The 12,215-nt window shown below is 70.1% G+C and carries 10 protein-coding genes; 4 read left to right on the plus strand and 6 right to left on the minus strand.

The features are described from left to right. Window positions 1-3: 3 nt before the first annotated feature. Entirely contained in the window at window positions 4-417 is a 414-nt protein-coding gene (gene rpsP / locus AC2DFQ_RS04475; RefSeq protein ID WP_484509035.1) for a 30S ribosomal protein S16, read from the minus strand. 187 nt (window positions 418-604) lie between these two features. Here rpsP and AC2DFQ_RS04480 point away from each other — a divergent pair, with 187 nt between their 5' ends. Then, entirely contained in the window at window positions 605-1,768 is a 1,164-nt protein-coding gene (locus AC2DFQ_RS04480) for a glutamate--cysteine ligase (RefSeq protein WP_484509034.1), read from the plus strand. A 36-nt stretch (window positions 1,769-1,804) separates the two neighbouring features. On the opposite strand, the gene ffh is transcribed toward AC2DFQ_RS04480, so the two are convergent. Together ffh and AC2DFQ_RS04490 are read right to left on the minus strand one after the other, a co-directional pair. Then, window positions 1,805-3,373 carry a signal recognition particle protein gene (ffh, locus tag AC2DFQ_RS04485; protein WP_484533061.1) on the minus strand — a complete coding sequence of 523 codons (1,569 nt, stop codon included), beginning with the start codon at window positions 3,371-3,373 and terminating at the stop codon, window positions 1,805-1,807. A 12-nt stretch (window positions 3,374-3,385) separates the two neighbouring features. After that, a complete protein-coding gene (locus AC2DFQ_RS04490) occupies window positions 3,386-3,988 on the minus strand; it encodes a TetR/AcrR family transcriptional regulator (RefSeq protein WP_484533062.1) in 603 nt (200 codons plus the stop codon). Between the two features lie 84 nt (window positions 3,989-4,072). On the opposite strand from AC2DFQ_RS04490, the gene lipB reads away from it, so the two are divergent. Further along, on the plus strand, window positions 4,073-4,711 hold the full coding sequence (gene lipB, locus AC2DFQ_RS04495) for a lipoyl(octanoyl) transferase LipB (protein WP_484533063.1): 639 nt from the start codon (window positions 4,073-4,075) through the stop codon (window positions 4,709-4,711). After that, window positions 4,708-5,709, plus strand: a complete 1,002-nt coding sequence (lipA, locus tag AC2DFQ_RS04500) for a lipoyl synthase (protein ID WP_484533064.1) — start codon at window positions 4,708-4,710, stop codon at window positions 5,707-5,709. Before lipB ends, lipA begins: the two co-directional genes overlap by 4 nt. Window positions 5,710-5,737: 28 nt before the next feature. On the opposite strand, the gene AC2DFQ_RS04505 is transcribed toward lipA, so the two are convergent. The 3 genes from AC2DFQ_RS04505 to smc are packed head-to-tail and all read right to left on the minus strand — an operon-like array spanning window position 5,738 to window position 10,706. Next, a complete protein-coding gene (locus tag AC2DFQ_RS04505) occupies window positions 5,738-6,238 on the minus strand; it encodes a DUF2004 domain-containing protein (RefSeq protein WP_484509029.1) in 501 nt (166 codons plus the stop codon). Window positions 6,239-6,282: 44 nt separating this feature from the next. After that, complete coding sequence (gene ftsY, locus AC2DFQ_RS04510) at window positions 6,283-7,155, minus strand: signal recognition particle-docking protein FtsY (protein ID WP_484509028.1); 873 nt, start codon at window positions 7,153-7,155, stop codon at window positions 6,283-6,285. Window positions 7,156-7,178: 23 nt separating this feature from the next. Continuing rightward, a complete protein-coding gene (gene smc / locus AC2DFQ_RS04515) occupies window positions 7,179-10,706 on the minus strand; it encodes a chromosome segregation protein SMC (protein WP_484533065.1) in 3,528 nt (1,175 codons plus the stop codon). Between the two features lie 417 nt (window positions 10,707-11,123). Between smc and AC2DFQ_RS04520 the strand changes: the two genes are divergently transcribed. Beyond that, window positions 11,124-12,215, plus strand: a complete 1,092-nt coding sequence (locus AC2DFQ_RS04520) for a GNAT family N-acetyltransferase (RefSeq protein WP_484533066.1) — start codon at window positions 11,124-11,126, stop codon at window positions 12,213-12,215.

A 12,215-nucleotide genomic window follows, 5' to 3' on the forward strand; every position in this document is an offset into this window, starting at 1 on the left:
GGGTTACTCCGAGTCGGACGCCGAAGCGGCGTCAGCGTCCTCGGCGGCGGGCTCGGCGGCCTTCTTCTCCGCCTTGGGCTTCACGACGGACTTCTTGGTCGAGTCGATCTCGAACGGCTGCTTCGGCTCGGCGACCTTGACCGTCGAGACGGCGTTCTTGTCGCCCTTGAAGCGGCCCCAGTCTCCAGTGAGCTTCAGCAGTGCGGCGACCTGCTCGGTCGGCTGCGCGCCGACGCCGAGCCAGTACTGTGCGCGCTCGGAGTCGACCTCGATGAACGAGGGCTCCTCCGTGGGGTGGTACTTGCCGATCTCCTCGATGACACGACCATCGCGCTTGGTGCGCGAGTCGGCGACGACGATGCGGTAGTAGGGCGCGCGGATCTTTCCGAGACGCTTGAGACGGATCTTGACAGCCACGATTCTCCTGGTGATATGGAAGTGACGAACTGGTCGCCGGAGTGGGGTGTGCATCCGGCGGAAGCTCAAATGGTCGGACCGAGGCTGGATAGAGGGTCGAGCACACGGTCCAGCCCTCTATTCTGCCAGACATCTGCGGATGCGGCGAAACGCAGGGTCGTGCGGCGTCGCATGTCAGACTGTCGCCATGACGGTCCCGTTCGCGCCCTCTGCACGTTCGTCGGTCGGGATCGAGTGGGAGTTGATGCTCGCCGACCGCGAGAGCGGTGATCTCGTGCCGCGTGCGCCCGATATCGTGCCGCCGCTGGAGGAGAGCACGAAGCTCGAGCGCTTCACCATCACCCAGGAGCTCCTGACCAACACCATCGAGCTGACCAGCGGCGTCGGCGACACGGTGGCTGCGGCGGTGGACGACATCGCCGACGCGATCGCCGCCGTGCGCACCGAGACCGAGCCCCGCGGCGTGGAGCTGCTGTGCGCGGGAAGTCACCCGTTCGCGCAATGGTTCGATCAGCAGGTCACCGACAAGACGCGGTACCACAGGCTGATCGAGCGCACCCAGTGGTGGGGCCGCAACATGATGATCTGGGGCATCCACGTTCACGTGGGGGTTGAGGACGTCAACAAGGTCTTCCCCCTCATCGACGCCCTGTCGGTGTACCTGCCGCACCTGCAGGCGCTGTCGGCGTCGAGCCCGTTCTGGGCGGGTGAGCGCACCGGGTACGCCTCCAACCGCGCGCTCGTGTTCCAGCAGCTCCCCACGGCGGGACTGCCGTGGCAGCTGGAGAACTGGGCCCAGTACGAGGCGTACATCGACGACATGACGCGCACCGGGGTCATCGCCGATGCGACAGAAATCCGCTGGGACGTCCGGCCGGCCCCCCGGTGGGGCACCATCGAAGTGCGGGCGTGCGACGGGATGTCGACGCTCCCGGAGCTCGCCGCCGTCGCCGCGCTCATTCAATCGCTCGTCGAGCGGTTCTCCCGCGACCTTGACGAGGGCCGCCCGATCCCGCGTATCCCGCCCTGGTACGTCCGTGAGAACAAGTGGCGTGCGGCGCGGTATGGCCTGGACGCGCGGATCATCGTCGACGCCGAGGGACGGCAGGCGCCGGTCGTCGAGCACCTCCGCGAAACCATCGCCGAAGTCACCGACATCGCCGTGGAACTGAAGTGCGGGCGCGAACTTGCGGCGCTGGACACCATCCTCGCCACGGGGGGCAGCTCGGCGCGTCAGGTCGCCGTCGCCGAGGCCGCCGATGGCGACCTCCGTGAGGTCGTGCAGCACCTGATCCGAGAGTTCCGGAGCGGTCCGACGCTCCGCGAGCACCTGCGCTCGTTCCCCGCCTGACCCCTCGTCCCCGGCCGCGCGCGGCCGGGGACGACGTCAGCTGCGGCCGAGGAGCTTCTGGAGCTCGGCGAGGTCGGCCTCGCTCGGCTCGCCGGCCGGGGCACCCGTGCGGCCGCCGAGTCCGAAGCCCGAGCCGGTGGGAGCGGCGGGGGCGGATGCGGCGATGCCGGCGTTCTCCGCGGCACGCTTGGCCGGGTTGCCTGAACGCGACCCCTTGGCCTTCTGCTGCTTCCCGCGCTTGGCGGATGCGCCGGGGCGGGCGCCGGGCACCGGGCCCATTCCGGGGATGTTCGGCACACCGCCGCGCGCCATCGTCTTCATCATCTTCGCCGCCTGCTCGAACCGCTGCACGAGCGAGTTGACGTCGGTGACCGTCATCCCCGACCCGCGCGCGATGCGCAGGCGCCGGGAACCGTTGAGCACCTTCGGGTTGCGCCGCTCCCCCGGGGTCATCGAGCGGATGATCGCCTCGGTGCGGTCAAGTTCGCGCTCGTCGAAATTCTCCAGCTGCTGCTTCATGGAGCCCATACCCGGGAGCATCCCGAGCATCTTCTTCATGGAGCCCATCTTCTTCATCTGCTGCATCTGCTCGAGGAAGTCCTCGAGCGTGAAGGTCTCCGTCGCCAGCTTCTCGGCGACCTTCATCGCCTCTTCCTCGTCGAACGCGCTCTGGGCCTGCTCGATGAGGGTCAGGATGTCGCCGAGGTCGAGGATGCGCGACGCCATGCGGTCGGGGTGGAACGGCTCGAGGTCGTCCAGGCCCTCGCCCGTGGAGGCGTAGATGATGGGGCGTCCGGTGACGGATGCGACGGACAGGGCCGCGCCGCCGCGCGCGTCGCCGTCGAGCTTGGACAGGACGACCCCGGTGAAGTCGACGCCCTCCTGGAACGCCTTGGCGGTGTTGACCGCATCCTGACCGATCATCGCGTCGATGACGAAGAGGACCTCGTCCGGGTTGGTCGCGGAGCGGATGTTCGCGGCCTGCTTCATCAGCTCGGCATCCACGCCGAGCCGGCCCGCCGTGTCGATGATGACGGTGTCGTGCTGCTGACGGCGGGCGTGCTCCACGCCGTCGCGGGCGACCTTGACGGGGTCCCCGACGCCGTTGCCGGGCTCCGGGGCGTAGATAGCGGCCCCCGCACGCTCGGCCACGACCTGGAGTTGGTTCACGGCGTTGGGGCGCTGGAGGTCCGCCGCGACGAGGAGCGGGGTGTGCCCCTCCTTCTCCAGGGAGCGCGCGAGCTTGCCTGCGAACGTCGTCTTCCCCGACCCCTGGAGGCCGGCGAGCATGATCACCGTGGGCGGGTTCTTCGCGAACTGCAGGCGCCGCTGCTGCCCGCCGAGGATGCCGACGAGCTCCTCGTTGACGATCTGCACCACCTGCTGCGCGGGGTTGAGGGCGCGGTTGACCTCGTCCCCCAGTGCCCGCTCGCGCACGGCCGCGGTGAAGTCCTTCACGACGGGCAGCGCGACGTCCGCCTCCAGCAGGGCACGCCGGATCTCGCGCACCGTGCCGTCGATGTCTGCGGGCGTCAGCTTGCCCTTGGTGCGGAGGTTGCGGAATGTCTCGGTGAGCCGATCGGAGAGCGTGCCGAAGGTAGCCATGATGCGGCAAGTTTACGCGAGCGCGTCGCCGGTCTGCCCGGGAGTCGCCGCGGGCACGACGTCAAGGGCCCGCGCGAGCACGTCGCCGAGCACCGTGCGGCCCGGACCGAGCGCTGCCCACCGCGATATGGCGGCGAGAACCGCGCCGCCATAGGCCGCGCCGATCACATCGGCCCTGAGGGGCTCCACCCCCGCGCGGCGGAGCCTTTCGGACACCGCATCGCCGATGCGGGCGCGACGGATCCCCGCCTCGCGCTGCAGTTCCTCGCGGATGCCCATGGTCTCGGCCTGCCCGAGGGCCAGCGCGAGGCTGTCGGGCCGGAAGCCGTCGGCCAGGCCGGCCAGGGCTGCCCTCACCCCATCGGTACCCTCCGCCTCATCGTCACGCAGTCGGGCTGTGAGGGCCAGGATCCGCTCATCCAGCGCCGCCCAGAAGACGTCGCCCTTCGTCGCGAAGTAGTTGAAGAAGCTCGACCTGCTCACCCCGGCGCGGGTGGTGATGTCGGACACCGACGTGGAGTCGTAGCCGCGCTCGAGGAACAACTCGCACGCGGCGTCGGCGAGGGTCTCGCGCGACGACGCTTTCGGGCGCCCGCTGCGGTTCTCGGTCGGCATGTGCCCAGATTAGCCCGCCCGGATCATCCACCCGGATGTATTGTTGGACGCAATCCATAAACGTCCCCCGCGACAGGAGATCGGATGCTGGACATCGTGAGGGCCGGGCTGGCCCCCGCCTATGTGCCCTACGCCGAGGGGTGGGCACTGCAGCGCCGCATCCATGCCGAGGTGGCGGCCGGCGGGCGCTCCGACACGCTGATCCTGCTCGAGCACGAGCCGGTGTACACGGCCGGCCGGCGCACCGCAGACCACGAGCGACCCACGGACGGCACGCCGGTGATCGACGTCGACCGCGGCGGGAAGATCACGTGGCACGGGCCCGGGCAGCTCGTGGGCTATCCCATCCTGCGCCTGGCCGAACCGGTCGACGTCGTCGCGCACGTGCGGCGCCTGGAGCGCGTACTCATCGCCGTACTGGCCCGGCACGGGGTGGCCGGATACCAGGTCGACGGGCGGAGCGGCGTGTGGGTGCGCCGCCCCCTGTCCGAGGACAAGGTCGCCGCCATCGGCGTCCGGGTCGAGAAGGGAGTGACCATGCACGGCTTCGCGGTCAACTGCGACAACACGCTGGCGGGGTTCGCCCGCATCATTCCCTGTGGGATCGCGGATGCCGGCGTCACGACGATCTGCGAGGTGGCCGGAGTCGTCGTCACCCCGGCCGACGTCGCCGCCACTGTGACCCGCGTGTTCACCGAGGAGTACGCGGGGGTCGCCGCATGACCGCCACCATCCCGGACGGGCGCCGCCTGCTGCGCCTGGAGGTGCGCAACGCCCAGACTCCCATCGAGCGCAAGCCGGAGTGGATCAAGACGCGAGCGAAGACCGGCCCGGAGTACTCGGCTCTCCACGCGCTCGTGAAGAGCGAAGACCTGCACACCGTGTGCCAGGAGGCGGGCTGCCCGAACATCTACGAGTGCTGGGAGGACCGCGAGGCCACCTTCCTCATCGGCGGTTCGCAGTGCACCCGCCGGTGCGACTTCTGCCAGATCGACACCGGCCGGCCCGCCGACTACGACACCGACGAGCCGCGGCGCGTCGCCGAAAGCGTGCAGCGGATGCGGCTGCGCTATGCCACCGTCACCGCGGTGGCGCGCGACGACCTGCCCGATGAAGGGGCATGGCTGCACGCGGAGACCGTCCGCCGCATCCATGAGGCGAACCCCGGCACCGGGGTCGAGATCCTCGCGACCGACTTCTCCGGGAAGCCGGATCTCCTGGCCGAGGTGTTCGACTCGCAGCCGGAGGTGTTCGCGCACAATGTGGAGACCGTCCCGCGGATGTTCAAGCGGATCCGGCCCGCCTTCCGCTACGAACGCTCCCTCGGGGTGCTCACCAGGGCTCGCAACGCGGGGCTCATCACCAAGTCGAACCTCATCCTCGGGATGGGCGAGGAGCCGGAGGAGGTCGTGCAGGCCCTGCAGGACCTGCGTGCGGCCGGAACCGACATCATCACCATCACGCAGTACCTGCGGCCCTCGCCGCGTCACCTCCCGGTGGCTCGCTGGGTCACGCCGGACGAGTTCGTCGCGTTCAAGGCGGAGGCCGAGCGCATCGGATTCCTCGGGGTGCTGGCCGGTCCCCTGGTGCGCTCGTCGTATCGCGCGGGTCGCCTCTGGGCGCAGTCGATGAGGTCGATGGGCCGGGACATCCCCCCGCACCTGGCGCACCTGGCCGCCGAGATCGCGGCGGGTGAATCGGGGTTCGCGCAGGCCGTCTGACCGCCGCCGCCCGGGATGTCCCCGGGGCTCAGTCGGCGCTGGTGACAGACTGCACCGTCCCGTCGGAGGCGAGGTTCACCAGGAGCACATCGTCGGTGGCGTCGGGGTCCAGGGCGTACTCGAGCACCGCGAACGGCTCGGTGCCGCCGTGTTCGTCGGCGAGGATCGTCATGCTCATCAGCTGCAACGAGCGGATGACATCGACCTGCACGTCGCCGGACACATCCACCAGGAGGTCGTCGAGCTCGTCGCCGAGGACCTGCTGCTGCTGGAGGATGTACTCGATGACCTCGCTCGTGCGGTCATCCAGTTCCGACACCATGGCGTTGCGCGCGGTGTGATCGATCGCCTCCAGCGACGAGACCATGGAGGCTGCCACATCCAGGGCCGCCTGCGACACGTCGTCCTGGTCGGGCGCGGTCAGATCGACCGTCACGGTCTGGTCGCCGAGCTCGACGTTCTCCGACCAGAAGATGGATCCGTCCGGGCCCGACTCGAGGAGTCCGAAGAAGTCGTGCTCGATCGCCATGGCCCTATGAAACCAGTCCCTTCGTTCGTGCGATAGTCGCGAGGTCAGTCGACCAGGGACGCGGCGAAGACGTGCGGGGTAAACCCGGTGAGGTCACCGATCCCCTCGCCCGAACCCAGCAGCTTGACCGGGATGCCGGTGCGCTCCTGCACGGCGAGGATGAACCCGCCCTTGGCCGAGCCGTCGAGCTTCGTGATGACGAGCCCCGTGACCCCGGCGTGCTCGAGGAACGCCTGCGCCTGCATGACGCCGTTCTGGCCCGTCGTGGCATCCAGCACAAGTAGGACCTCGCTGATCGGGGCCTGCTTCTCCACGACCCGCCGGATCTTGCCGAGCTCGTCCATCAGGCCGCCCTTGGTGTGCAGGCGTCCGGCCGTGTCGACGAGGACGATCTCGGTGCCGGTCTCCTTGGCGTACGTGATCGTCTGGAAGGCGACCGACGCCGGGTCCTGGCCTTCGTGCTGCGGACGCACGATGGTGGCTCCCCCGCGCTCGGCCCACGTCGCTAGCTGGTCCACGGCGGCCGCGCGGAACGTGTCGGCGGCACCCACGACGACGGAGCGGCCGTACCGCTGCAGGAACTTCGCGAACTTGCCGATCGTGGTGGTCTTGCCGACGCCGTTGACACCCACGACCAGGACGACGGCGGGCCGCTCCGTGAGGCGGAGCGTGGTGTCGAACTTCGCGAAGTGCTCTTCGAGCGTCTCGCGCAGCATCCGCTGAAGGTCGCGCGGGTCGGTCGTACGGTATCGGTCGACCTTGTCGCGGAGCTCATCGACGATGCGTTCGGTGATGTCGGGGCCGAAATCGGCGGTCAGGAGGGCGGTCTCCAGGTCTTCCCACGTCGTCTCGTCGATCGTGGGCTTGACGAACAGCCCGCGCAACGCGCGGCCGAGCGACCAGGAATTCTCCGCCATGTCTTCAGCCTACGGGCCTGGGCTCAGGCCGTCGCGCGATCGCCCACCCGCTGGCCGACCACGGCCGAGACACCGTCCTGACGCATCGACACGCCGTAGAGGGCGTCGGCGATCTCCATCGTGCGCTTCTGGTGCGTGATGACGATCAGCTGGCTGTTCTCGCGCAAGCGCTCGAACACGCCGAGGAGGCGCCCGAGGTTGGCGTCGTCCAGCGCGGCCTCGACCTCGTCCAGGATGTAGAACGGGCTCGGGCGGGCGCTGAAGATCGCGACCAGGAATGCCACCGCCGCCAGAGATCGCTCCCCGCCGGACAGCAGAGACAGCCGCTCGATCTTCTTCCCCACCGGCCGCACGGACACCTCGATCCCCGTCGTCAGCGGAGAGTCGGGGTCGGTCAGCGAGATGCTCCCGGTACCCCCGGGAAAGAGGATGGGGAAGACCTCGGTGAACGCGTGGCGGGTGTCCTCGAACGCGGACAGGAAGATCGTCTGCATCCGCTCGTCGAGTTCTTCGATGATCGTCAGCAGATCCTTGCGGGTCTGCGCGAGATCGGCGAGCTGCTCGGTGAGGAACGCGTGCCGCTGCTCGAGGGCCTCGAACTCCTCCAGCGCGAGGGGGTTCACCCGGCCGAGCTGTGCGAGCTTGCGCTCGGCGTCGGCGAGCCGCCGCCGTTGCGCTGCGCGGTCGAACGCCACTGTCGGCGGTTCCTCGTCGTCGCCGGGCGCTCCGTCCGCAGGGATGGGCTGATCCGGGCCATATTCTGCGACGAGAATATCCTCTTCGAGGCCGAGTTCCGAGTGCACGCGCTCAAGGAGACTCGTCACGTGCAGCCGCTTCTCGTGGATCTGCAACTCCAGTCCGTGAACGTTCTCGGTCAGGGCTCCGAGCCGCTCGCGGAGCGCCGCATCCTGTGCTCGGGCTGCGGCGAGTTCCGCCGTGACGGCGGTACGTGCCGACTCGGCCGTGGCCAGTTCCACCCGGGCCTGGGTCACCGACCTGTCGACGGAATCGAGGAGGGCCGGCAGCTGCGCAGCGACCTCCGCCGCGATGTCGCGCTGTGCGCGGCGCACGACGGCGCGGCGAGCCGCCTCCTCGGCCGCGGCGCGTTCACGTTCGCGCTGCCGCTCGAGCTGAACGACCCGCGCCTCCCCCGCCCGCACCCGCTCGCGGAGGGTCTCCACCTCCAGTCGCGCGCGCATCTCCGCGTCGCGCGCTTCCTCGAGCGCCGCGAGCATCCCCTCGCGGGCAGAGGCGTCCAGCATCGGCCGCGGCGCCTCCCGCGCGCGGGTGAGCGCCTCGGCGGCGGCCCGTTCGGCAGCCTCGGCATCGGTTACGGACGCCTGCGCCTGCGCGAGACCGGCGGCCAGCCGCTCGCACTCGGCGACGGCCGCCTCGTGCCGCACCGTCGCGCGGTTCACCTTCTCGGCATGCGCGGCCAGCGCGGCATCCTGCGCGCGCAGCGCGGTGAGCGATTCCCGTGCGCGCCGACGCGCCGCATCGTGCGCGGCGACCGCATCGGTGAGCGCCTCGCGGAGCGAGTCGGCCACGACCACCATCTCCGACAGCCGTTCGGCGGCGGCATCGCGTTCGGCGGCGAGTTCCAGACGTGAGCGTCCCGCTCCGGAGCCGGCACGCAGCGTGAAGGCGGTGACCACCTCGCCGGCGCGGGTGACGAGCGTGAACTCCGTGGTCGCCGAGCCCAGGGCGGTCAGAGCCGCGCGCGCCTCGGCGAGGTCGTCGGCGACGAGCACGCGGGCCAGGATGCCGCGGACACCTGCCGGAGCGGTCACCACCTCCGCGGCCGACACGACGCCGGGGATCGGGGGAATCGGGATCGACGTCGAGGGGACGTCGTCGGCGGTGACGATGTCCACGACGCCGAGGTCGCCGTCACGCGCGAGCCCCGCCGTGGCGAAGGCGCTGTCCCGGGTGTCGACGAGCAGGCCTTCGGCGAGCGGCCCCAGCGCCGCGGCGATCGCGGCCTCGAAACCGGGCTGCACCTTCACCGCGTCACTGACGAGACCGCGGACCCCCGCACCTCCGCCGGCCACGAGCTCGGCGGCGGCGTTTCGCACATCGAGCGCCCGACCGAGCGCGGTCGTCTGCGCTGTCAGTGCCTCCACCTCCCGCTCGGCCGCGTGCAGTCGGTCACGGAGCCCCGAGACGGTGCTCTCGGCGTCGTTGGCCTCGCGCTGCGCGCGCTCGTATGCCGCGGCGTGCTCGGCCGCAGACTCCTCGGGAGCCAGTTCGGGGTCCAGTCCTTCGCGCTCGGCTTCCGCCTCGGCGCGGCGGACGAGTGCCGCATCGAGGGCGCGCTGTTGGCGCTCGACTGCGGTGCGGACGGCCGCGAGGGCGGATGCGGCGGCCTCGGCCGTTCCGCGCAGCGACGTGATCCGCATGTCGTGCTCGGAGACGAGAGCGCTCTGGGCGGCGATGTCGACATCGAGCGCATCCAGCTCCGCTCGCGCCCGGATCACGCCGCGCGAGGCGAGGGCTGCCGCATCCTGCGCATCCCCCAGTCCCGAGGAGATCGCGTCGATCTCCTCGCGGGCGTCGTCGATCATGCCGCGCGAGACGGTGGGAACGAACCCGGAGGAATCGTCCTCGTCGGCGGACAGCAGCGCCAAGCGCTGACCGGCGAGAGAATACAACCCCCGCAATCGCTCCTGCACCTGCTCGAGCGAGAAGGCGACCCCCCGCGCGCGGTCGACCGCCTCCGAACGCTGGTCGTTCTCCAGACGCTCCACGCGCGCGCGGAGGTTCTCCGCCTGATCCTGCAGCACCACCCGCTCGGTGTGACGCTCGTGCTCTGCGCGGGCGTGGTCGGCGAGCTGGGCGCGAAGGGTCACGAGCTCGTCGGCGAACAGGCGCGCCTTGGCGTCGCGCACGATCGCGGCGATCGTCGCGGCCTCCCGCGCGATCTCGGCCTGCCGTCCGAGGGGCTTCAGCTGGCGTCGCAGCTCTCCGGCCAGATCGCTCAGGCGCGTGAGATTGGCCTCCATCGCGTCGAGCTTTCGGAGGGTCTTCTCCTTGCGCCGGCGGTGCTTGAGGATTCCGGCCGCCTCCTCGATGAAGCCGCGGCGCTCTTCTGGCGAGGCCTGCAGCACGTTGTCCAGCCGCCCCTGGCCGACGATGACGTGCATCTCGCGGCCCAGGCCCGAGTCGCTCAGGAGTTCCTGCACGTCCAGGAGACGGCACGTCTCGCCGTTGATGGCGTATTCGCTGGCACCCGTGCGGAACAGCGTGCGACTGATCGTCACCTCGGAGTACTCGATCGGCAGGGCGCCGTCGCTGTTGTCGATCGTCAGATGCACCTCGGCGCGACCGAGGGGTCCGCGCGTGGATGTCCCGGCGAAGATGACGTCTTCCATCTTCCCGCCGCGCAGGGTCTTGGCCCCCTGCTCGCCCATCACCCAGGCGAGGGCATCCACGACGTTGGACTTGCCCGACCCGTTCGGACCGACGATGCACGTCACGCCGGGCTCGAAGGCGAAAGTCGTCGGCTGCGCGAACGACTTGAAGCCCTTCATCGTCAGGCTCTTCAGGTGCATGGATACGCCTTCCGGACAGGCATTCTCACTGCCTCACGGTACCGGAGTCGCCCCCGCGACCCGCGATGCCGTGCCGATGACGCGCCCAAGGCGGGCGCCGACGCGTCGGGCTGCAGCGGTTGCTCGACGGACGCTTGACCGACCGACGGGATTGCCGCTAGCCTCACAGGTCGTCCGAAGCCGCGCGTCGCAGCTGCCCCGCGCTCCGCACCGCGCCACCCTTCCCACCGCCCTCCCCGCGGTATGCTCCGGCCGCAGACCGACGCCCCGGCCGTTAAAAACTCAGGAGAATCCGCCACTTCGGCGCCTCTCCGGTACTCCCGCCCGGCGTGTCTCCTGAATTTTGCACACGGATGCCGCGGAACGGCCACCCCGCACAGCCGATCCCCTCCCCCTCCCTCCCTCGAAGGACCTCCCATGAGCACCACCCCGGCCGGCCTCGAGCTGCGCCCCCTGTCCATTCCCGCCTCCGTGCAATCGCCTGACGCCGGCGACTTCGTCGAGATGGTCCGCGTCCGCAACATCGTGTACGCCGAGATCGCCGGACACGACGATTTCCGCCTCGAGCCGCGCGAGGTGCTTCCCGCCTACGCCCCCGATCCGACGGAGCTGCGCGTCGTGTGGCTCGCGGTCTGGGACGGTGAGGTCGTCGGCCGCGTGGGCGTCGACATCCCGCTCGAGGAGGGCTCGCGCGTCGCCTCCTGGCTCATCGAGCTGCGCCGTTCGGCCTGGGGCCGCGGAATCGGCACCGCCGCCTACCGGCTGGTGGAACGCGCGGCGCGAGACCACGGACGCACCGTGCTGCAGTCGTGGGCGGAGCATCCCGCCGACGACGGCCCCCGCCTCCAGCCCCCGACGGGCTTCGGCAGCATCCCCCGCGACCGCGCCGCCCGGTTCTACCTGGCGAACGGGTACACACTCGAACAGGTCGAGCGCAACAGCGCACTGGATCTCACCTATCCCGCGCTGGACGCACACCTGCAGCGTCTGCTCGAGGAGGCCACCACGGCGGCGGCCGGTTATCGCATCGTGCAGTGGGAGCTACCCACGCCGCCGGAGTTCGTCGACGGCTACGCCTGGATGAAGTCGCGGATGATCACCGATGCACCCGCCGCCGCGCTGGAGTTCGACGAGGAGGTGTGGGATGCCGGGCGCCTGGAGCGACATGAGAAGGTCTACCTCGACGCCGGCCGGCGGATGCTGGTGACCGCCGCTCAGCACGTCGACTCCGGTGATCTCGTCGCGTTCAACGAACTCGTCATCGGCAACGACCCCGCACGGGCCACCATGCAGGACGACACGCTCGTGCTCTCAGGGCACCGCGGGCACCGGCTGGGCATGCTCGTCAAGTGCGCGGCGCTCCTGGCCTGGCGCGAGATCGCGCCGCACTCGCCACGGGTGATCACGTACAACGCCGAGGAGAACCGGCCGATGCTGAGCATCAACGAGGCCATCGGGTTCGCGCCCATCGCCTACGAGGGCGCATGGAAGAAGGTTCTCCCCGCGTGA

Source organism: Microbacterium sp. Z11_20, from assembly GCF_057197605.1.

Bases quoted from the DNA above. Each gene is read 5' to 3' on its own strand.
- AC2DFQ_RS04480 (WP_484509034.1), top strand. From the start codon at position 605: ATGACGGTCCCGTTCGCGCCCTCTGCACGTTCGTCGGTCGGGATCGAG.
- ffh (WP_484533061.1), bottom strand. From the start codon at position 3,373: ATGGCTACCTTCGGCACGCTCTCCGATCGGCTCACCGAGACATTCCGC.
- AC2DFQ_RS04490 (WP_484533062.1), bottom strand. From the start codon at position 3,988: ATGCCGACCGAGAACCGCAGCGGGCGCCCGAAAGCGTCGTCGCGCGAG.
- lipB (WP_484533063.1), top strand. From the start codon at position 4,073: ATGCTGGACATCGTGAGGGCCGGGCTGGCCCCCGCCTATGTGCCCTAC.
- lipA (WP_484533064.1), top strand. From the start codon at position 4,708: ATGACCGCCACCATCCCGGACGGGCGCCGCCTGCTGCGCCTGGAGGTG.
- AC2DFQ_RS04505 (WP_484509029.1), bottom strand. From the start codon at position 6,238: ATGGCGATCGAGCACGACTTCTTCGGACTCCTCGAGTCGGGCCCGGAC.
- ftsY (WP_484509028.1), bottom strand. From the start codon at position 7,155: ATGGCGGAGAATTCCTGGTCGCTCGGCCGCGCGTTGCGCGGGCTGTTC.
- smc (WP_484533065.1), bottom strand. From the start codon at position 10,706: ATGCACCTGAAGAGCCTGACGATGAAGGGCTTCAAGTCGTTCGCGCAG.
- AC2DFQ_RS04520 (WP_484533066.1), top strand. From the start codon at position 11,124: ATGAGCACCACCCCGGCCGGCCTCGAGCTGCGCCCCCTGTCCATTCCC.